The following is a 24121-nucleotide window of genomic DNA, read 5'->3' as shown; positions in this document are numbered from 1 at the left end:
CGCGCTGGTCGAGCGGGTCGAGTACCCGGCCGACGCCGGCGATGAGCAGCTGCTCGACATCGCCTCCACCGCGGTGGATTCCGCGCTGGACCGGCTCGACCCCGCCACCGGCGCGGTGATCCGGTTCGTGTGGCTGGACCCGGCCGCCCCGCACCGGATGGGCAGGCTGGTCGTGGTGGCCCACCACCTGGTGGTCGACGGCGTCTCCTGGCGCATCCTGGTGCCCGACTTCGTCGCGGCCTGGGGTCAGCTCAGCGCCGGGCAACAGCCCGAACTCGTGGCTCCGGCCACCTCCATGCGGGCCTGGGCACACGCGTTGGCCGCGGAAGCGACCAGCCCCGGGCGGGTCGCCGAGCTGGACTACTGGCGCGAGGTGGCCCACACCGCCGATCCGCTGCTCACCGAGCGTGCGATGGATCCGGCCGTGGACGTCTCCGCCACGATCGAGAAGGTCGCCGTCGAGGTCTCGCCCGAGGTCACCAAGGCGCTGCTCACCACGGTGCCCGCGTTGTTCCACGGCGGCGTCAACGACGGCCTGCTGACCGCGCTGGCACTGGCGACCGCGACCTGGCGGGCCCGTCGCACCGGCGCGGCCGCCGCCGACCCGGTGCTCATCCGCCTCGAAGGCCACGGCCGCGAGGAAGAGGTCGTGCCCGGCGCGGACCTGTCGCGCACGGTCGGCTGGTTCACCGCGATCTTCCCGGTCCGCTTCGACCTGTCCGGCGTGGACATCGACGAGGCGATGACCGGCGGCGACGCGGTCGGCAGGGCCGTCAAGGCCGTCAAGGAGCAGCTGCTGTCGGTGCCGGACAAGGGCATCGGCTACGGCCTGCTGCGCTACCTCAACGAGCAGACCGCCGCGGAACTGCCCGCGGGTCTGCCCGGCCAGGTGAGCTTCAACTACCTGGGCCGCGTCTCCGAGGGCGACGTGCCCGAGGCGCTGCGCGGCTTCGGCTGGACCCCCGCGCCGGAACTGGGCGCGCTCGGCGGCGCCTACGACGCCGACATGCCCGCCATGGCCCCGCTGGACGTGAACGCCATCGTGGTCGGCGAGAAGCTGACCGCCAATATCGGCTTCCCCAGCACGCTGCTGTCGGCCGCCGAGGTGCGAGAGTTCGCGCAGCTGTGGATCGCCGCGCTGGAAGCCATCGCCCGGCACGCCCATTCGGCCGACGCGGGCGGGCACACTCCGTCCGACTTCGCCCTGGTGCGCGCCACTCAGCGCGACATCGACGGGTGGGAGAAGCGCTTCCCGACGCTGACCGACGTGTGGCCGCTGTCGGCCCTGCAGTCCGGTCTGCACTTCCACGCCCGCATGGCCGAGCACTCGGTCGACGTCTACACCGCGCAGGCGGTGCTGACCCTGACCGGCCGCGTCGACTCGGTCCGCCTGCGCGCGGCCGCCCAGGCGTTGCTGGACCGCTACGACAACCTGCGCACCGCGTTCGTCTCCGACCACGACGGCGCCGCCGTCCAGGTGGTGCTCGACAGCGTCCGGGTCGACTGGACCGAGCACGACCGCGTCGGTTCCGGGCAGTCGCGGGACCTGATCGCAGCCGACCGGATGCGCCGGTTCGACCTCACCGCGCCGCCGCTGATCCGGTTCACGCTGATCCAGGTGGCCGCCGACCGCTGGCAGTTCGTGGTGTCCAACCACCACATCCTGCTCGACGGCTGGTCCATGCCGCTGCTCATGCGCGACCTGCTCATGCTCTACGCCACCCACGCCGATGCCTCGGCCCTGCCCTCGGTGCGCAGCTACCGACACTTCCTGGAGTGGACCGCGCGCCAGGACAAGGCCGCCTCGCTGGCGGCGTGGCGCTCGGCGCTGGATCGCGTCTCCGAGCCGACCCTGTTGGCGAAGGCGGACGCCGGTCACGAGATCACCGCGCTCTCCGGCGAGTACCTGTTCGAGCTGGACGAGGCCGCGACCGCGCGGCTGACCGGGCTGGCCAGTTCGCTGGGCGTCACGCCGAACACGGTGCTGCAGGTGGCCTGGGGCGTGCTGGTCGGCTACATGGCGGGCAGCGAGGACGTGCTGTTCGGCACCACGGTGTCCGGCCGTCCCGCGCAGCTGGCGGGCGTCGAGTCGATGGTGGGTCTGTTCATCAACACCGTCCCGGTGCGGGTGCGCTTCGATCCGGCCGAGTCGGCGCGTGAGCTGCTGGTCCGGGTGCAGGGCGAGCAGGCCGACCTGCTCGACCACCACTACGTCGGCCTGGCCGAGATCCAGTCGGCCGTCGGCATCGGGGCGCTGTTCGACACCCTGGTGGTGTTCGAGTCCTACCCTGTCGACGCCGAGGGCATCCAGGCTCAGGCGGCCGACATCGACGGCATGGCCGTGGCCGATATCGACGCCGCTGACGCCACCCACTACCCGCTCACGCTGATCGCGCAGCTGGACTCGCGCCTGCGCATCCGCGCCGGCTACCAGGGTGGGCTGTTCGACGAGCAGACCGTGCGCCGCATCGCCGATCGCTTGGTGCGGGTGCTCGACGCCATCACCACCGACCCGGCGCGCGCCGTCGGCGACATCGAGCTGCTCGATGCCGCCGAGCGCGAACTCGTGGTCACCGGCTGGAACGCCACCGCGCACGAGATCGACCCCGCCGCATTGCTTTCCGGCCTGTCCGGTCGCGAAGCGCTGACCCTGCCCTCGATGTTCCAGGCGCAGGTCGCGCGCACTCCCGACGCGCCCGCGCTCACCTTCGAGGGGACGAGTCTGTCCTATGCCGAGTTCGCCGACCGGGTGCACCAGCTGGCCCGCTGGCTGATCCAGCGTGGCGTCGGCCCGGAGTCCTATGTGGCACTGGGTATGCGGCGCTCGCTCGACCTCGTGGTCGGCATGTACGCGGTGTCGGTCGCGGGTGCGGCCTATGTGCCGCTGGACCCGGATCATCCGGTCGAGCGCACCGAGTACATTCTCGAGACCGTCGATCCGGTGTGTGTGCTCACCGCGGGCACCGACCTCCCGGTCGACACCGCGCAGGTCCGCATCGACCTGCTCGATCTCGGCGGCTTGCCGACGACGCCGATCACCGACGCCGATCGCCGTCGCCCGCTGCGGCCGTCGAACACCGCCTACGTCATCTTCACCTCCGGTTCGACCGGTCGTCCGAAGGGCGTGGCGGTCACCCACGCGGCGATCGTCAACCGCCTGGTGTGGATGCAGTCCGAGTACGGCCTCACCCCGGCCGATGCCGTGCTGCAGAAGACCCCGGCGACCTTCGATGTGTCGGTGTGGGAGTTCTTCTGGCCGTTGCAGATCGGCGCGCGCCTGGTCGTGGCCAAGCCGGACGGGCATCGCGACCCGGCCTACCTGGCCGAGATCATCGCCGCCGAGCGGATCACCACGGTCCACTTCGTGCCGTCCATGCTCGCGGTGTTCGTGGTCTCCCTCGGCGAGCGGAGCGCGGCGACCGGCGGGACCGGCTGCGAGTCGCTGCGCCTGGTGTTCGCCTCCGGTGAGGCGCTGCCGCCGCGCACCGCGCACCGCCTGCTGGAACTGACCGGCGCGCAGCTGCACAACCTCTACGGCCCCACCGAAGCCGCGGTCGACGTCACCTACCACCAGGTGACCGAGGCCGACTCGGTGGCTGTGCCCATCGGCGCGCCGGTGTTCAACACCCAGGTGTACGTGCTGGATGCGCGACTGCGGCCCAGCCCGGTGGGTGTCGCGGGCGAGCTGTACCTGGCGGGCGATCAGCTGGCCCGCGAGTACGTTCGCCGTGCCGACCTGACCGCCGACCGGTTCGTGGCGAATCCGTTCGCCGCGGGTCAGCGGATGTACCGCACCGGTGACCTGGTGGCCTGGACGGCCGACGGGGAGCTGGAGTACCTGGGCCGCACCGACTTCCAGGTGAAGATGCGCGGTCTGCGCATCGAGCTCGGCGAGATCGAGGCCACGCTCACCGCGCTGCCCGAGATCGCGCAGTCGGTGGTCGTGCGCCACGTCGACCAGCGCGCCAACGAGAACCTGGTCGCCTACGTGGTGCTGGCCCCCGGCGCCACGCTGGACGTGGATCTGGTGCGCGAGGATCTGGGCGCCAAGCTGCCCGGCTACATGGTGCCCGCGCTGATCATCGCGCTCGAGGAGTTCCCGCTCAACGCCTCCGGCAAGCTGGATCGCCGTGCGCTGCCCGCGCCGAGCTTCGAGGCGGCGCAGTTCCGCGCCCCGACCACCCCGGTCGAGGAGATCGTGGCCCGCACCTTCGCCGAGGTGCTCGGCGTGGAGCGGGTCGGTCTCGACGACGACTTCTTCGCCCTCGGTGGCAACTCGCTGTCGGCGACCCAGGTCGCCGCGCGGCTGTCCGCCGCGCTGAACACCGATTTCGGTGTGCGCGAGCTGTTCGAGGTCTCCACCGTGGCCGCGCTGGCCGCCCGCACCGAATCGCGGGCGGGCGCCGGGACCAGGGCGCCGCTCGTTCCGCAGCGCAGGCCGGAGCGGGTGCCGCTCTCGCTCGCCCAGCAGCGCATGTGGTTCCTCAACCGGTTCAACATCGGCAACGGGCGTGAACTCGGCACCGGCGGCGAGCACGATCTCGCCGCGGCCGCCGACAACATCCCGGTGGCGGTGCGGATGTCGGGCCTGCTGGACCGGCAGGCCCTGCAGGTCGCCGTCGCCGACGTGCTGGCCAGGCACGAGTCGCTGCGCACCTACTACCCGGAGATCGGCGGCGTCGGCTACCAGCAGGTGGTCCCGACCGCGCAGGTCATCCCGGATCTCGCCCCGATCGAGACCACCGAGGAGCAGCTGCGCCTGCGCATCGCCGAACTGGTGCTCACCGCGTTCGACGTGACCGCCGAGGTGCCCTTCCGCGCCCGGCTGTTCGAGATCAGCCCCACCGAGCATGTGCTGGCGCTGGTGGTGCACCACATCTCCGCCGACGGCTTCTCGATGGGCCCGCTGACCCGTGACGTGATGATCGCCTACGGTGCGCGCGTCGAGGGCGGCGAACCCGCGTGGGCGCCACTGGAGGTCCAGTACGCCGACTACACGCTGTGGCAGCGTGCGGTGCTCGGCGACGAGTCCGATCCGGAATCGCTGATCGCGGGCCAGATCGACTTCTGGAAGCGGGAACTCGCTGGCCTGGTCGAGCAGCTCGATCTGCCCGCCGACCGCCCGCGTCCGGCCGTCACCTCCCATCGCGGCGACATCCACGGCTTCACCATCGACGCCGAGGTGCACGCCGGGCTGCGCGCGCTGGCCGCCGACCACAATTCGACGCTGTTCATGGTCGTGCACGCCGCGCTCGCGGTGCTGCTGGCGCGTCTGTCCAACAGCCGCGACATCGCGATCGGCACCCCGATCGCGGGCCGCGGCGAGCGCGCGCTCGACGACCTGATCGGCATGTTCGTCAACACCCTGGTGCTGCGGACCGAGATCGACCCGGCGGTGGCCTTCGCCGATCTGCTGCGCCAGGTGCGCCGCGTCGACGTGGACGCCTTCGGGCACGCCGACGTGCCGTTCGAGCGGCTGGTCGAGGTGCTCGACCCGGTGCGCTCGCCGTCGCGGCACCCGCTGTTCCAGGTGGCGCTGACCTTCCAGAACACCACGCCCACCGAACTCGAGCTGCCCGGCCTGACGGTGTCCGGTGTGGATCCGGCGATCCCTCCCGCCAAGTTCGACCTGCAGCTGACGCTGGTGGAGAACCTCGACGCCGACGGCGCCCCCGCCGGCATCTCGGCCGAGTTCTCCTACGCCACCGATTTGTTCGACGCGTCCACCGTCGGCGGCTTCGCCGAGCGGCTGACCCGCATCATGGGTGCGGTCTCGGCCGACGCGAACGCCGTCGTCGGCGACATCGATCTGCTGACCGCCGGTGAACGCGAGCTGGTGCTGCGCGCGTGGAACACCCCCGGCGTCGCCGATCCCGACGCGGCCGGGGCGACCCTGCCCGCGCTCATCGAGGCCCGCGCCGCGAGCGCGCCGCAGGCCACCGCCATCCGCTTCGGCGACGCGAGCCTCACCTTCGGTGATCTCCGGCGCCGGGCGAGCCGGATCGCGCGCACCCTCATCGGGCGTGGCGTCGGACCGGAATCGCTGGTGGCCGTGGCTGTTTCGCGGACCGAGGAACTGCCGGTCGCGCTGTACGCGGTGCTGCTGACCGGCGCCGCCTACGTGCCGGTGGACACCACCTACCCGGTGCAGCGTCTGGAGTTCATGCTCAGCGACGCCGCCCCGGTCTGCGTGCTCACCACCGGCGCGGACGCCGAATCCGTTCCCGCCGTGGACGTTCCGGTGGTCCTGCTGGTCGAGGCCGAGGCCGAGGCGGGCAGTGACGCGCCGGTGACCGACGCCGATCGCCTGGCCCCGCTGCGCCCGGACAACCTGGCCTACGTCATCTACACCTCCGGCTCCACCGGTGTGCCCAAGGGCGTCGCGGTCACCCACCGAGACGCGGTGCGGCTGTTCGCCAACACCGAGCCGCTGTTCGGGTTCGACTCCTCCGACGTGTGGACGCTGTTCCACTCCTACGCCTTCGACTTCTCGGTGTGGGAGCTGTGGTGCGCGCTGGCCTACGGCGGTTCGGTGGTCGTGGTCGACTACCTGACCTCGCGTTCGCCGGAGCTGTTCCGCGAACTGCTCGTTCGCGAGCGGGTCACCGTGCTCAACCAGACCCCCTCGGCGTTCTACCAGCTCATGGAGGCCGATCGGGCCGCGGCCGCGGCGTCCGACTCCTCCGGGGCGTCCCGGACGAGCGCGGCGGACGAATTCGCGCTGCGCTACGTGATCTTCGGCGGTGAGGCCCTGGATCTGCGTCGGCTGCGCCGTTGGTACGAACGCCATCCGGCCGACGCACCGCGCCTGGTCAACATGTACGGCATCACCGAGACCACGGTGCACGTGTCGTATCTGGCCTTGGACGAGGCGATCGCCGACAACCCGGCCAGCGTCATCGGTCGCGCCCTGCCCGGCCTGTCGGCCTATGTGCTCGACGATCGCCTGGCCCCCGCGCCGATCGGTGTCGCGGGTGAGATCCACGTGACCGGCGAGCAGTTGGCCCGCGGCTACCTGGGCCGCCCCGGCCTGACCGCCGCCCGGTTCGTGGCCGACCCGTTCGGCGAGCCCGGCTCGCGCATGTACCGCTCCGGCGACGTCGGTCGCTGGGCCGGCGGCGCCGAGGACGCGAACATCGAATACGCCGGCCGCAGCGACCAGCAGGTGCAGCTGCGCGGCTTCCGCATCGAGCTCGGCGAGATCGAGGCCGCGCTCGAGCAGGTGGCGGGCGTGCGGCAGGCCGTCGTCCTGGTCCGCGCGGACGCGCACGCCGGTGACCGTCTGGTCGGTTACGTCGTGCCCGACACCGGCGCGACGGTCGACCCGGCCGGGGTGCGCGACCAGGTCGCCGGGTTCCTGACCGCCTACATGGTCCCGGACGCGATCGTCGTGCTGGCGACGCTGCCGCTGACCCCGAACGGCAAGCTCGACCGCAGGGCCCTGCCGGAGCCGGAGTTCGTCTCCACGGCGAGCTTCCGCGCCCCGAGCACGCCGGTCGAGCAGGCCGTGGCGAACGTCTTCGCCGAACTGCTCGGCATCGACGAGGTCGGTCTCGACGACGACTTCTTCGCTCTCGGCGGCAATTCGCTGCTGGCCACCCGCGTGGTGGCCCGTGTCAACGAGGCGCTCGACGCCGGTCTCGCCGTGCGCGAACTCTTCGAGGCGCCCACGGTGGCCGCGCTGGCGGCCCGTACCGCCGAACAGGCGGGCACCCGGCAGCGTCGCGCGCTGGTCGCCGGCCCGCGGCCCGAGCGCATCCCGCTCTCGCTGGCCCAGCAGCGCATGTGGTTCCTCAACCGCTTCGACAGCGACACCGCGGTCAACAACATCCCGCTCGCGGTGCGCCTGGTCGGCGATCTCGACACCGAGGCGCTGCGGCTGGCCGTGGCCGACGTGATCGACCGGCACGAGGTGCTGCGTACCGTGTACCCGGAGACGGCCGACGGGCAGGGCGTGCAGGTCATCCTGCCCGCGGGCGATCCGGGCAACGCGCTGGATCTGACCCCGATTCCGGTAGAGGAGGCCGAACTCGCCGAGAAGGTGACCGAGCTGGTGCTCACCGGCTTCGACGTCACCGCCGCGGTGCCGGTGCGTGCGGCGTTGTTCCGCGTCGCCGGTTCGGTGGACGGTTCGCAGCCGGTGACCCACGTGCTGGTCTTCGTGGTGCACCACGTCTCCGGCGACGGCTGGTCGGTGGGCCCGCTGGCCCGCGACGTGATGGTCGCCTACGCCGCTCGCTCGCGCGGCGCGGCGCCCGGCTGGGCCCCGCTGCCCGTGCAGTACGCCGACTACGCGCTGTGGCAGCGCGAGGTGCTCGGTTCGGAGGACGACCCGCAGTCGGTCATCTCCGCGCAGGTCGCCTACTGGTCGAAGACCCTGGCCGGGCTGCCCGATCAGCTGGATCTGCCCGCCGATCGCTCCCGCCCCGCGGTGGCCTCCAACCGCGGCGCGGTGCACGAGTTCGCGCTGTCCGCCGAGCTGGTGAGCGGGCTCGACGAGCTGGGCCGCACGCACGGCGCCAGCCTGTTCATGGTCGTGCACGCCGCCTTCGCGGCACTGCTGTCGCGACTGTCCGGCAGCGACGACATCGCCGTCGGCACCGTGGTCGCCGGTCGCGGCGAGGCCGCGCTCGACGACGCCATCGGCATGTTCGTCAACACGCTCGTGCTGCGCAGCGGGATCGACCCGGCCGAGTCGTTCACCGGTCTGCTCGCCCGGATCAGGGAGATCGACCTGGGCGCCTTCGGGCACGCCGATCTGCCGTTCGAGCGGCTGGTCGAACTGCTCAACCCGGCCCGCTCGCAGGCCCGTCACCCGCTGTTCCAGGTGATGCTGTCGTTCCAGAACACCGGCGAGACCAGCTTCGAGCTGCCCGGCCTGGAGGTCTCCGGCCTGCCGCTGGACGTGGTCACCGCGAAGTTCGATCTGCACTTGAACTTCACCACCACCGCCGATGCCACCACCGCCGAGATCGCCTACGCCGCCGACATGTTCGACGCGCCGACGGTCGCCTCCTTCGCCGAGCGGCTGGTGCGGATGCTGTCCGCCGTGGTCGCAGACCCCGGCGTCCCGGTCGGCGACGTGGAACTGCTCGACGGCATCGAGCGCACCCAGCTCGCGCAGTGGAACGCCACCGCACGCCCGGTCGACACCGAGGCCACCCTGGTCTCGATGTTCGAGGCGCAGGCCGCACGGACCCCGGAGACCGTCGCGCTGACGTTCGAGGGGACGAGTCTGTCCTACGGCGAGTTCGCCGCCCGCGTGCACACCCTGGCGCGGCATCTGGTGGATCTGGGCGTCGGCCCGGAGTCGATGGTCGCGCTCGGCATGCGCCGCTCGCTGGAACTGGTCATCGGCATGTACGCGGTGAGCGCGGCGGGTGGCGCGTATGTGCCGCTCGACCCGGATCACCCGGCCGAGCGCATCGCCTATGTGCTCGACGTGGCCGCCCCCGTGTGCGTGCTGACCACCAGCGGTGACGGTTTCGACGCGGGCGGCTCGACCCCGACGATCGAGATCGACCGCCTGGCAACGGACGGCTACGCCGACACACCGCTCACCGACGCCGATCGCCGCGCCCCGCTGCGGCCGTCGAACACCGCCTACGTGATCTTCACCTCCGGTTCGACCGGTCGTCCGAAGGGCGTGGCGGTCACCCACGCGGCGATCGTCAACCGCCTGGTGTGGATGCAGTCGGAGTACGAGCTGTCGCGCACCGACGTGGTGCTGCAGAAGACCCCGGCGACCTTCGACGTGTCGGTGTGGGAGTTCTTCTGGCCGTTGCAGATCGGCGCGCGCCTGGTCGTGGCCAAGCCGGACGGGCATCGTGACCCGGCCTACCTGATCGAGTTGATCAGCGGTCAGCGCATCACCACGGCGCACTTCGTGCCGTCGATGATGTCGGTGTTCGTCGCGCAGGACGGTGCGGACGCGTGCACCGGCCTGCGCAATGTCTTCGCCTCCGGCGAGGCGCTGCCCGCGGTCACCGCGCAGAAGCTGCGCGAGCTGACCGGCGCCCGCCTGCACAACCTGTACGGTCCGACCGAGGCCGCCGTCGACGTGACCTTCCACGAGGTCACCGAGGACGACACGGTGACCGTGCCGATCGGTGCGCCGGTGTTCAACACCCGGGTGCACGTGCTGGATTCGCGCCTGCATCCGGTGCCCGTGGGCGTCGCGGGCGAGCTGTACCTGGCCGGCGTGCAGCTGGCACGCGGGTACGTGGCGCGTCCGGATCTGACCGCCGACCGGTTCGTGGCCAGCCCGTACGGCACGGGGGAGCGGATGTACCGCACCGGTGACCTGGTGGCCTGGACGGCCGACGGGGAGCTGGAGTACCTGGGCCGCACCGACTTCCAGGTGAAGCTGCGCGGTCTGCGCATCGAGCTCGGCGAGATCGAAGCCGCGCTCACCGCCTCCGATTCCGTCGCGCAGGCGGTCGTCGTGGTGCGCTCGGACGAGCGGCTCGGCGATCAGCTGGTCGGCTACCTCGTGCCCGAGGCGGGCCGCTCGATCGACACCGAGGCCGTCCGCGCCGGACTGGCCGGTGAACTGCCCGCTTACATGGTGCCCTCGGCGTTCGTGGTGCTCGAGGAGTTCCCGCTCAACGCCTCCGGCAAGCTCGACCGCAAGGCGCTGCCCGCTCCGGTGTTCGAGGTCAAGGCGTTCCGCGCGCCGTCGACCCCGGTCGAGGAGATCGTGGCGAGCACCTTCGGCGACGTGCTCGGGGTGGCCCGAGTCGGTCTCGACGACGACTTCTTCACCCTCGGCGGCAACTCGCTGCTGGCCACCCAGGTGATCGCCCGCCTGGGCAAGATGCTCGACACCCAGCTCGCGGTGCGCGATCTGTTCGACGCCTCCACGGTGGTCGCGCTGGCCGCCCGCGCCGAGTCGATCGCCGGAAGCGGCAGGGCCAGGCCGGAACTCACCGCGGGACCGCGGCCCGAGCGCATCCCGCTCTCGCCCGCCCAGCAGCGGTACTGGTTCCTCAACCAGTTCGACACCGCCACCTCCGCGGTGGACAACATCCCGCTCGCGGTACGCCTGTCCGGCGCGCTCGACGTGGCGGCGCTGGAACAGGCCATCGGCGATGTCATCGCCCGGCACGAGGTGCTGCGCACCACCTACCCGAGCGCGCCCGAGGGGCCGCACCAGGTGATCCTGCCGGTCGCCCGGCCGCGCCTGGAGCCGGTGGAGATCGCCGAATCCGAACTGGTGGAACGGGTCATCGCGTTCTCGATGACCACCTTCGACGCCTCCGCCGAGGTGCCGCTGGCGGTCACCCTGTTCCGTCTCGGCGCGCAGGAACACGTCGTCGCCTTCGTGGTGCACCACATCGCCGCCGACGGCTCCTCGATGGGCCCGCTGGCCCGCGACCTGATGGCCGCTTACGTGGCCAGGGTCGCCGGGGAGGCGCCGCAGTGGACGCCGCTGCCGGTGCAGTACGCCGATTACGCCCTGTGGCAGCGCGAAGTACTCGGCACCGAGGACGATGCGAATTCGGTGGCCGCCCGCCAGGTCGAGTACTGGAAGTCCGCGCTGGCCGGGTTGCCCGACCAGCTGGATCTGCCCGCCGACCGGCCGCGCCCGCCCGCGCAGTCGTTCCGCGGCGAGTCCGTCCGCTTCGACATGCCCGCCGAGCTACACGCGAAGTTGCACGAGCTGGCGCGGGCCCGCAACGCCTCGCTGTTCATGGTCGTGCACACCGCCCTCGCGGTGCTGCTGGCCAGGCTCTCGGGTACCGACGACATCGCCGTCGGCACCCCGATCGCCGGTCGTGGCGAGCGCGAACTCGACGATCTGATCGGCATGTTCGTCAACACGCTGGTCTTCCGTACCCAGGTGGATCCCGGACAGGGCTTCGCGGATCTGCTCGCCGAGGTGCGCGAGCGCGACCTGGAGGCCTTCGCGAACGCCGACGTGCCGTTCGAGCGCCTGGTCGAGGTGCTCAACCCGGTGCGCTCGACCGCGCGCAACCCGCTGTTCCAGGTGGGTCTGTCGTTCCAGAACCTGGCCGAGACCACGCTGACCCTGCCGGGTCTGCGGGTCAGCGCGGTCGACGTCGGCGCCCAACTGGCCAAGACCGACCTCACGGTCACGCTCTACGACCTCTACGACGACAACGGCGACCCGGCCGAGATCGTCACCGATTTCAGCTACGCCACCGACCTGTTCGACGAGTCGACCGCGCAGAGCTTCGCGGACCGTTTCGTGCGCGTGCTGGAAGCCGTCGTCGCGAACCCGGACATCCCGGTCTCCGAGATCGATCTGCTCGGTGCCGAGGAGTCCCGGCGGATCCTGCGCGCGTGGAACGACACCGCGCACGAGACCGACCGCGCCGCCACCCTGGTGTCGCTGTTCGACACCGCCGTGGCCGCCGCCGACCGGGATGCGATCGCCGTTGTCATGGACACGGACCCGGCCGCCGGGTCGCGGATCAGTCTGACCTGGGCCGAACTGGACGCGCGGGTGAACCGCCTGGCGCGCTACCTGATCGCCCGTGGTGTGCGGCCCGAGGACCGGGTCGCGCTGGCCATGCGCCGCTCGCTGGACCTGGTGATCGCGCTGTACGCGGTGGCCCGCTCCGGTGCGGCCTACGTGCCGATCGACCCGGACCAGCCGGCCGAGCGGGTCGAGTACATCCTCGACACCGCCGCGCCCGCGCTGGTGCTGACCGCCGCCGCGGACGCCTTCGAGACCGAGGTCGCCGAGCTGGTCACCGTCGACGCGCTCGACCTCGACGACCTGCCCGCGACCGCGGTCACCGATGCCGACCGCAACGGCGCGCTGCGCGCGGGCAACACCGCCTACGTCATCTTCACCTCCGGTTCCACCGGCAGGCCGAAGGGCGTGGCGGTGCCGCACGGCGCCGCGGCCAACCAGCTGGCCTATGTCACCGACGAATTCGGGCTCGACGCCGAGAACGTGGTGCTGCTCAAGACGGCGGCCACCTTCGACGTGTCGGTGTGGGAAATCTGGTCTCCGGTGATCAGCGGCGGTCGCCTGGTCGTGGCCACCGCGGAAGGGCATCGGGACCCGGCGTATCTGAACGCGCTGATCGCCGACACCGGCGTCACCACCCTGTTCGTGGTGCCTTCGGCCCTGGACGCGCTGCTGGTCGAGTCCGGCGACCGGATGCCCGCCACGTTGCGGCGCGTCCTGGCCATCGGCGAGGCGCTGCCGGTCGCGACCGCGCAGCGGTTCCGGCGCAACAACGCCGCGACGCTGTTCAACCTGTACGGCCCGACGGAGGCCGCCGTCTCGATCACCACCCACGAGGTGAGCGATGAAGACGCCGTCGCGGTGTCCATCGGCTCGCCGCAGTGGAACAGCCAGGTGTACGTGCTGGATTCGCGTCTGCGTCCGGTGCCGGTCGGCGTGTCCGGCGAGCTGTACCTGGGCGGCGTGCAGTTGGCGACCGGGTACTTCGCCCGGCCCGACCTCACCGCCGACCGGTTCGTGGCCAACCTGTTCACCCCGGGCGAGCGCATGTACCGCACCGGTGACCTGGTGGCCTGGACCGCGAACGGTGAACTCGACTACCGGGGCCGCACCGACTTCCAGGTGAAGATCCGCGGCTTCCGCATCGAGCTGGGCGAGATCGAATCGGCACTGCTGAGCCAGGACTCGATCGCGGCGGCCGCTGTGCTGGCGCTGACCGATCCGGCCCTGGGTGATCGCCTGGTGGCGTACGTGGTGCCCGCGAGCGCGGGGCAGCAGATCGACACGCGCGCACTGCAGGCCGCGCTGTCGGCGGAGATCCCGTCGTACATGGTGCCGTCGGTGTTCGTGCAGCTCGACGAGCTGCCGCTGAACGTCAACGGCAAGCTCGATCGCAAGGCGCTGCCGGAACCGACCTTCGAGAAGGCGGTCTTCCGGGCGCCGACCACACCGATCGAGCAGATCGTCGCCACCGTCTTCGCCGAGGTGCTCGGCTTGGACCAGAGCGCCCGGATCGGTCTGGACGACGACTTCTTCGCCTGGGGTGGCAACTCGCTGCTGGCCACTCAGGTCGCCTCCCGGCTGGGCGCTGCGCTGAACACCCGTGTCCCGGTCCGGTTGCTGTTCGAGGCACCGACGGTGGCCGCGCTCGCGGTGCGGGTCGAGCAGCAGGCGGGCGCGGGCAGGCTCGCCCTGACCGCCCGTCCGCGCCCGGAGCGCATCCCGCTGTCGCTGGCGCAGCAGCGCATGTGGTTCCTCAACCGGTTCGACTCGAGTTCGGCCGCCTACAACGTGCCGATCGCGGTGCGGTTGACCGGTGAGCTGGACGCGGCCGCGCTGCGCGCCGCCATCGCCGACCTGATCGCCCGCCACGAAGTGCTGCGGACGGTCTACCCCGAGGTCGACGGCGAGCCGGTGCAGCTCATCCTGGCCCCCGGTCAGGCGCAGGTGCCGCTGGAGACCCACGCCATCGGCTCGGCCGAGATCGCCGGGGCCGTGGTGGAACTGGTCGGGCTGCCCTTCGATGTCACCGAGCGAGTGCCGGTGCGCGTGGCGCTGTTCGAGATCACCGACGCTGTCGACGACGACGGATCCGCGCTGCGCGAGTACGTGATCGCGATGGTCGTGCACCACATCGCCGGCGACGGTTCGTCGTTCGCGCCGCTGGTCCGTGACCTGATGACCGCCTACGTGGCGCGTCGTTCCGGCGAGGCCCCGAACTGGACCCCGCTGGCCGTGCAGTACGCCGACTTCAGCATCTGGCAGCGCGAACTGCTCGGCAGCGAAGCCGATCCGAACTCGCTGATGTCCGGTCAGCTCGCCTACTGGCGGACCGCGCTGGCCGATCTGCCCGAGCAGTTGGACCTGCCCACGGATCGTCCGCGCCCGGCGACCCAGTCGTTCCGCGGCGGCATGGTGCCGGTGCGCATCGACGCCGACACCCACCGCGCGCTGATCGGCGTGGGCCAGGGCGAGAGCGCGACGCTGTTCATGGTCGTGCACACCGCGCTGGCGGTGCTGCTCTCGCGCCTGTCGGGTGCGGAGGATCTGGCCATCGGCACGCCCATCGCCGGTCGTGGCGAGGCGGCGCTGGAAGACCTGATCGGCACCTTCATCAACACGCTGGTGTTCCGCAGCCGGGTCGACGCGGGCGAGCCGTTCGATGTGCTGCTGGCCCGACAGCGCGAGATCGACATCCAGGCGTTCGCGCACGCGGATGTGCCGTTCGAGCGGCTGGTGGAGGTGCTCAATCCGGCCCGCTCGCAGGCGCGGCACCCGCTGTTCCAGGTGGGTCTGTCGTTCCAGAACCAGACCAAGGCATCGCTGGAGCTGCCCGGCCTGACGGTCTCGGGGGTGGACTTCGATACCGAGATGTCGCAGTTCGATCTGCATCTGATCCTGACCGACACCTACGACGAGCAGGGCGCGCCGACCGGTATCGCGGGTGTGTTCACCTATGCGAGCGACCTGTTCGACCGGTCGACCGTCGAGGTGTTCGCCGAGCGGTTCCTGCGCCTGATCGACGCGGTGATCGCGGCACCGGCCACCCCGGTGGGCGATCTGCCGCTGCTGGCGAAGCGGGAGCGTCTGGAGCTGGTCTCCAGCCGCAACGACACCGCTCACCCGCTCGCACCCGCGCTGCTGCTCGACGGTTACCGCGTGGCCGTCGCCGAGCACGCCGACCGGGTGGCGATCTCTTACGAGGGCACCTCGCTGACCTACCGTGAGTTCGACGAGCGCGTGAACTCTCTCGCGCGCCTGCTGATCTCGCGCGGCGTCGGCGCGGAATCGCTGGTCGGCCTCGCGGTCCGGCGTTCGCTGGACCTGGTGGTCGGCATGTACGCGATCGTGACCGCCGGTGGCGCGTACGTGCCGCTGGACCCGGATCACCCGGCGGAGCGCATCGCGCACATCCTCGACACCGCGCAGCCCGCCTGCGTGCTGTCGACCACGGCCGACGCCGTGCCGGTGCCCGAGGGCACCGACGTGGTGTTGCTGGACACCGCCGACCTGAGCGGCCACTCGACCGCGCCGGTCGAGGCGGGCGAACTGCTGCGCCCGGTGCGGCGCGACAACCCGGCCTACGTGATCTTCACCTCTGGTTCGACGGGTCGTCCGAAGGGTGTGGCGGTTTCGCACGGCGCGATCGACAACCAGACCAGCTGGATGCTGTCGGAGTACCCGATGGGTCCGGGGGATGTGTACCTGCAGAAGACCGCGACGACGTTCGACGTGTCGCTGTGGGGTTACTTCATGCCGCTGCGCACGGGCGCCAAGCTGGTCGTGGCGACCCACGACGGCCATCGCGACCCGGCGTACGTGGCGGACATGATCGTCCGCCACCAGGTGACGATGACCGACTTCGTGCCATCCATGCTCAGCGTGTTCGCCGCGAACCTGGCGGCCGGTTCGGTGCCGACCCTGCGCGATGTGTTCGTCATCGGTGAGGCGTTGCCGCCGGAGACGGTCACCGCTTGGTACCAGGTGTCGGATGCCGTGCTGCACAACCTGTACGGCCCGACCGAGGCAGCCGTCTCGGTCACCTACTGGCCCGCACGTGGTGAAGACGAGCGGACGACGCCGATCGGCCTGCCGCAGTGGAATGTCGGTGTCTACGTGCTGGATTCGCGTTTGCAGCCGGTTCCGGACGGTGTCGCGGGTGAGCTGTACCTCGCCGGTGAGCAGCTGGCGCGCGGGTACGTGGCGCGCCCGGACCTGTCCGCGGACCGCTTCGTGGCGAACCCGTTCGTGCCGGGTGCGCGGATGTACCGCACCGGTGACCTGGTGTTGTGGCGTTCCGACAGGGCCGAGCGGCCGCGTCTGGAGTACATCGGCCGCACCGACTTCCAGGTGAAATTCCGTGGCCAGCGCATCGAGTTGGGTGAGATCGAGACCGCGCTGCTGGCACAGCCATCGCTGAGCCAGGCCGTCGCGCTCGTGGTGCCGTCGTCGCTGGGCGACCAGTTGGTGGCCTACGTGGTGCCGCGACCCGGGCAGGTGGCCGAGCAGCACGCGCTGCTGGCCGCGATCTCCGAATCGCTGCCCGCCTATATGGTTCCGGCCGCGATCGTGGTGCTGGACGCCTTCCCGCTCAACGCCTCGGGCAAGCTCGATCGCAAGGCGCTGCCCGAACCGGTGTTCTCCAGCAAGGAGTTCCGCGCACCGGCTACGCCGATCGAGGAGATCGTGGCGGGTGTGTTCGCCGACGTGCTCGGCCTGGAACGGGTCGGCGCCGACGACGACTTCTTCGCTCTCGGCGGCAACTCGCTGGTGGCCACCCAGGTCACCGCGCGGCTGGGCAAGGCGCTCGACACCCGGCTCGCCGTGCGTGACCTGTTCGAGGCGTCCACGGTCGAGGCGCTGGCCGCGCGGGCCGAACGCGCGTCCGGCACCGGCCGGGCCCGTCCCGCGCTGACCGCGGGGCCGCGTCCGCAGCACATCCCGCTCTCGCCTGCGCAGCAGCGCTACTGGTTCCTCAACCAGTTCGACACCAGCGCCTCGGCGGTCGACAACGTGCCCTTCGCGGTGCGCCTGACCGGCACGCTGGATGTGGCCGCGCTCGAACGCGCGGTGGCCGACATCTTCGCCCGCCACGAATCGCTGCGCACCGTCTACCCGACGGTGAACGGCGAGCCGGTGCAGGTCGTGCTGCCCGCCTCGCAGTCGACGCCGTCGCTGCGGCCGGTGGACATCGACGAGTCCGAGCTGATCGCCACGGTGATCGAGTTCGTGCTCACCACCTTCGATGTGACCGCCGAGGTGCCGCTGAAGGTCGCGCTGTACCGTCTGGCGGCCGATCAGCACGTGATCGCCTTCGTCTCCCACCACGTCTCCGCCGACGGCGCGTCGATGGGTCCGCTCGCGCGCGACCTGATGACCGCCTACATGGCGCGCGCGGCGGGCGAGGCGCCGCAGTGGTCGCCGCTGCCGGTGCAGTACGCCGACTACGCCCTGTGGCAGCGCGAAGTGCTCGGCACCGAGGACGATCCGGAATCGGTGGCAGCGCAGCAGGTCGAGTACTGGAAGTCCGCGCTGTCGGGTCTGCCCGATCAGCTGGAACTTCCGGCCGACCGGCCGCGTCCGCCGATGCAGTCCTTCCGGGGCAGCGCGGTGCGTTTCGAGATCGACCCGGACAAGCACGCGAAGCTGCACGAGGTGGCGCGGGCCAACAACGCCTCGCTGTTCATGGTCGTGCACGCGGCCCTGGCAGTGCTGTTGGCCAGGCTGTCGGGCACCGAGGACATCGCGGTCGGCACCCCGATCGCCGGTCGCGGTGAACGCGAACTCGACGACATGATCGGCATGTTCGTGAACACGCTGGTCTTCCGCACCCAGGTCCGGCCCGCGGACAGCTTCGCCGACCTGCTCGCCGAGGTCAGGGAACGCGACCTGCAGGCGTTCGCGCACGCCGACGTGCCGTTCGAGCGCCTGGTCGAGGTGCTCAACCCGGTGCGCTCGACCGCGCGCAACCCGCTGTTCCAGATGGGTCTGTCGTTCCAGAACCTCGCCGAGCAGGCGTTCGAGCTGCCCGGCCTGTCGGTGAGCGCGGTCGACTTCGGCGCGCAGCTGGCCAAGACCGACCTGCACGTCACCGTCTTCGACCGGTACGCCGCCGACGGCGCCCCGGCCGAGATCGTGGCCGAATTCGGTTACGCCACCGACCTGTTCGACGAATCGACGGTGCGCGGCTTCGTGGACCGGTTCCTGCGGGTGCTCGACACCGTGGTCGCCGACCAGACGGTGCCGGTGGGCGACATCGACCTGCTGGCCGCCGACGAGTCCGAGCGGATCCTGCGGGCGTGGAACGACACCGCGCACGCGACCGACCTCGAGGCGACCCTGGTGTCGCTGTTCGACGCGGCCGTGGCGGCCGCCGAGCCGGGTGCTGTCGCCGTGATCGCCGACGAGGCCGGTGTGCGGGTGACCCTGACCTGGGCCGAGCTGGACTCGCGGGTGAACCGCCTGGCGCGGCACCTGATCGCGTCGGGCATCGGGACCGAGGACCGGGTGGCGCTGGCGATCCGCCGCAGCGCGGATCTGGTGATCGCGATGTACGCGGTGGCTCGGGCGGGTGCGGCATACGTGCCGATCGACCCGGATCAGCCTGCCGAGCGTGTCGGCTACATCCTCGGCACGGCCGCACCGGTGCGCGTGCTCACCACCGCGCGGGACGGCTTCGAGCACGAGGCCGCGCCGTCGGTGCGCATCGACGAGCTGGATCTGTCCGGCTACGCCGAGGGACCGATCACCGACGATGAGCGGGTCCGCCCGCTGGTCCCGGCGAACACCGCCTACGTCATCTTCACCTCCGGCTCGACCGGTGTGCCGAAGGGCGTCGCGGTGCCGCACGCGGCGATCGCGAACCAGTTGCAGTGGAAGACCGCCGAATTCGGCCTCGGCGCGGACGACGCCGTGCTGCTCAAGACGGCGGCGACCTTCGACCTCTCGGTCTGGGAGTTCTGGTCGGCGGCGGTCAGCGGCGGCACGCTGGTGATCGCCACCGCCGACGGTCACCGCGATCCGTCGTACCTGAACACGCTGATGCGCGAGACCGGCGTCACCACGCTGCACGTGGTGCCGTCCATGCTCGACGCGCTGCTCACCGAGTCCGGTGATCAGCCGCCCGCGTCCCTGCGTCGGGTCCTGGCCATCGGTGAGGCGCTGCCCGCCGCGACCGCCCAGCGCTTCCGCGCGGCCGGCTCCGGCGAGCTGTTCAACCTGTACGGCCCCACCGAGGCCGCGGTCTCCATCACCAGCCACCGCGTCGACGACCACGACACCGCCTCGGTGTCCATCGGTGCGCCGGAGTGGAACAGCCGGGTCTATGTGCTGGACGCGCGCCTGCGTCCGGTGCCGGTGGGTGTGGCGGGCGAGCTGTACCTGGCGGGCGAGCAGCTGGCGCGCGGCTACTTCGCGCGACCGGATCTGACCGCCGACCGGTTCGTCGCCGACCCGTTCGGCGCGGCGGGCGAACGCATGTACCGCACCGGCGACCTGGTCGCCTGGACCGCGAACGGTGAACTCGACTACCGGGGCCGCACCGACTTCCAGGTGAAGATCCGCGGTTTCCGCATCGAGCTCGGCGACATCGAAGCCGCGCTGCTGCGCCGGGATTCGGTGTCGGCGGCGGCGGTACTGGCGCACAACGACCCGAACCTGGGCGATCGCCTGGTCGCCTACGTGGTCCCGGCGTCCACCGTCACCGGCGAATTCGACAAGCGGGCGCTGCAGTCGGCGCTGTCGGAGGATCTGCCGTCCTACATGGTGCCCAGCGCCTTCGTGGTGCTCGACGCCCTGCCGCTCAACGCCAACGGCAAGCTCGACCGCAAGGCGCTGCCCGCGCCGAGCTTCGAGCAGGCCGCCTTCCGCGCGCCGGCGACCCCGGCCGAACGGATCGTGGCCGAGGTGTTCGCCGATGTCCTGGGCATCGAGAAGAGCGAGTCCGGCCGGATCGGCGCGGACGACGACTTCTTCGCCCTGGGCGGCAACAGCATCCTGTCCATCCAGCTGGTGGCTCGCGCCAAGGCCGCGGGCGCGGCGTTCAGTGTCCGCGAGGTCTTCGACCAGCGCACTGTGGCGGCGCTGGCGGAGGTCGCGACCCTCACCGGCGCCACCGACACCGGGCTGCGGGAGCTGCCCGGCGGCGGCGTCGGCGAGATCCCGATCTCTGCGGCGATGGCGGCGCTGCTGGCGCGGGGCCGTTTCGACGGGCTGGCCGAGGCCATGACGCTGGAGATGCCGCAGGCTCTGGACTGGTGGACGTTGCTCGAAGCGCTCGAGGCGATCTTCGAACGCCACGACGCGCTGCGCACCCGGGTGCGTGACAACGGCGGCGACTGGACGTTCGAGGCCATGGCGGTGGTCGATGTCGAACCGCTCGTCCGGGAAGTCCGGGTGGCCCGCGGCACCGATGGCGACTGGCTGCGCGAGGACGAGCTGGCCGCGGCGGTGGATCGTCTCGATCCGGCCGCCGGGGTGATGACCCAGTTCGTGCTGTTCACCTTCGAAGACGACCGCACCGACGAACTGCTCGTCGTGGCGCATCGCTTCGTGGTGGACGGGCCGTCCTGGCGGATCCTCGGCGCCGAGATCACCGAGGCGGTCGCACGTCTCGGTGTCGACGCGCCGCTGGAGCTGCCCGCGCCCGGCACCACACTGCGTCGCTGGGCACACCACGCCGCCGAGCTCGACCACAGTGCGGAACTGCCCTACTGGCAGGGTGTTTCGGCCACCGACGAGGCGCCGATCGGTGCCCGGGCGTTCAACCCGGCCGTCGACATCGCCGCGACCGTGCGCCGGGTGCGGGTGCGGACCCCCGCCGACATCGGCCTCGCGGTGCTCGGCGGTGCGATCGACTCCGGCACCGTCAACGGCTCCGCGGTGGTCGGTGGGTCCGCCGGACTCGCGGGCAAGTACCGCAGCACCGCGCACGACGTGCTGGTGTCCGCGCTCGCCTTGGCGCTGGTGCGGTGGAGCGGCACGGCGGCACTGCCGGTGCTGCGCCTGGACGCGCGGGGCCGCGCCGAGGAGTCCGTGCCGGGTGCGCACCTGGCGGGCACGGTCGGCTGGTTCGATACCGCCTACCCGGCGCGTCTGGACCTGACCGCGGCCGGGTTCTCGGCCGCCGAGGTCGACGATGCCTTCGCGGGCGGTTCCGCTCTCGGCGGGCTCGTCAAGGCCGTCAAGGAACAGCTGCTGGCGGTGCCCGGCCACGGCGTCGGGCACGCGCGGCTCGGGCTGGCAGACCCGGCCCAGGTCGGCTTCCGCTATCGCGGCGAGCTGCCCGCCGAGATCGTCGACGCGCGCTCGGGCGACCTGCCCGCCGCGGGTGTCCTCGACATCGAGGCGGCGTGGATCGACTCGGACCTGGTCACCACCTTCGGCTTCCCCGCGGGCGTGCTGACCGAGGACCGGGTGCGCGAACTGGCGAGCCTGTGGAGCGACGCGCTGGCCGCGTTCGCCACGCACGCACGGCGGCCCGATGCCGGTGGGTTCACCCCGTCGGACATGCCGCTGGTGCGCGTCGGCCAGACCGACATCGACCTGTGGGAGCGGACCTACCCCGGCATGACCGAGGTGTGGCCGCTGACGCCGCTGCAGTCCGGCCTGCTCTTCCACGCGCTGATGAGCACCGCCACGGTGGACGTCTACACCATGCAGGCCGTGGTCGACCTCTCCGGCACGGTGGACGCCGACCGCCTGCACGCCTCGGCGCAGGCGATCCTGGACCGCTACCCGAACCTGCGGACCGCGTTCGTCACCGACTCCGACGGTCAGCCGGTGCAGGTGGTCCTCGACGGCGTCGAGGTCCCGTGGCAGGAAGTGGATCTCACCGATCTGCCGCAGGACGAGCGGATGGGTCAGCTGCGCAAGCTGCTGGCTCAGGACCAGGCCGAACGGTTCGACATGGCCACCCCGCCGCTGGTGCGCTACGCCCTGTACCGCACCGGCGCCGACCAGTGGCATCTGTCCATCACCACCCACCACGTGCTGCTGGACGGCTGGTCGATGCCGCTGCTCATGCAGGATCTGCTGGTGCTCTACGCGGTACGCGGCGACGTCGCCGCACTGCCGCCGGTGGCCTCCTACCGGACCTTCCTGGAGTGGCTGGCCGGCCGCGATCCGCAGGCGTCTCTGCGGATCTGGGCGCAGGCATTCGAGGGGCTGTCCGAGCCGACCGAGTTCGCGCCGCCCGCCAAGGGTGTCGAGCAATACGAAACCGGCAAGGTCACCGTCGAGCTCGACGAAGAGGCGACCCGCAGGCTCGGCAAGCACTGCGCCGAACTGGGGATCACCGTGAACACGCTGGTCTCCTCGGCCTGGGGCATCCTGGTCGGCCGGCTCGTCGGCCGCTCGGACGTGGTGTTCGGCACCACCGTCTCCGGCCGCCCGGCCGAGCTGCCCGGCGTCGAGACGATGGTGGGTCTGTTCATCAACACCCTGCCGGTGCGCATGCGCATCGACGAGCACGCTGCCATCGGCGACCAGCTGCGCCGCATGCAGCGCGAACAGGCCGATCTGCTCGACCACCACTACATCGGTCTGGCCGACATCCAGCGCGCCGCCGGGGTGGCCTCGCAGTTCGACACCCTGTACGTCTTCGAGTCCTACCCGGTGGATCGCGCGGCCATCGCCGCGGCCTCCGATATCGACGGCATGTCGGTGACCGGCGTCGGCGTCAGCAACTCCACGCACTACCCGCTGACCCTGCAGGTGCTGCTGGAGAGCAAGCTCGAGATCACCTTCGAGTACCTGACCAGCCGCTACACCGCCGACGAGGTCAGCACCCTGGCCGCGCGCATGTTGCGCGTGCTCGACGCGCTGCTCGGCGATCCGGTCGGCGCGGTCGGCGACATCGACATCCTCGACGAGGCCGAACGCGCTGCGCTGCTGGGTGATCCGGGTGCGGCCCAGGCCGCCGAGGCCGGTCGCCTCGGTGCCAGGACCGTCGCGAAGGTACTCGCCGAGGTCGTCGAAGCCGATCCGGAGGCTCCGGCGCTGCTCGACGGCGACAACGAGATCGCCTACCACGTGCTGGACCGGCGCTCCTCGCAGCTCGCGCGGGTGCTCATCGGGCGCGGTGTCGGCCCGGGCGACGTGGTCGCGGTGGCGCTGCCCCGGTCGGTGGACTCGGTGGTCGCGGTCTGGGCGGCTCAGAAGGCCGGTGCGGCGGTGCTGTTCGCCGCCGGACTCGACGCGGCGGCACTGGCCTCGGCGGGAGCTCGCTTCGGGGTCACCCGCGAGGCCCGCGAGGACGCCGGAATCACCTGGGTGTCCCTGGCCGAGCAGTCGGTGCGTGACGAGATCGCGGCCGCGGCGGGCCATCCGGTGTCCTACGCCGACCGGGTCCGCCCGCTCGGCGAGGAGCACCCGGCCTTCGTGGAGCTGATCGACGGCGTCGCGGTGCCGCTGAGCCAGGAGCAGGCGCTCGATCTCGGCGACAGCCTGCGCCGCAGCGAGGACATCGACTACGAGTCGACGACCTACACCACCGCCGACACCGGGCGGGCCGCGCTGAACGAGTTCCTCGCGACCTCCATCGCGGGCGCGCTCTCGGTGCTGCCGACCGGTTCGGTCGCCGACGACCTGACCGAAGGCGAGGTCACCCACTGGTTCCTCGCCGCCGGTGAGAGCTCCGACGCGGCCGATGACGCGGTACGGGTGATTCACGCGAAGTAG

Annotated in this window: 1 protein-coding gene (cut by a window edge); it reads left to right on the top strand. The window is 71.3% G+C overall.

Translation table 11 applies throughout. The features are described 5' to 3' along the window. Positions 1 to 24121, top strand: the 3' portion of a protein-coding gene (locus IU449_RS13665) for a non-ribosomal peptide synthase/polyketide synthase (RefSeq protein WP_195002142.1). 19832 nt of this gene lie to the left of the window's left edge; only the last 24121 of its 43953 coding nucleotides appear in the window; its start codon lies beyond the left edge, outside the window; its stop codon occupies positions 24119 to 24121.

The organism is Nocardia higoensis (genome assembly GCF_015477835.1).
GTDB lineage: Bacteria > Actinomycetota > Actinomycetes > Mycobacteriales > Mycobacteriaceae > Nocardia > Nocardia higoensis_A.
The sequence above is the reverse complement of the archived record's forward strand: the minus strand, read 5'-3'. Positions and strand labels throughout refer to the sequence as shown.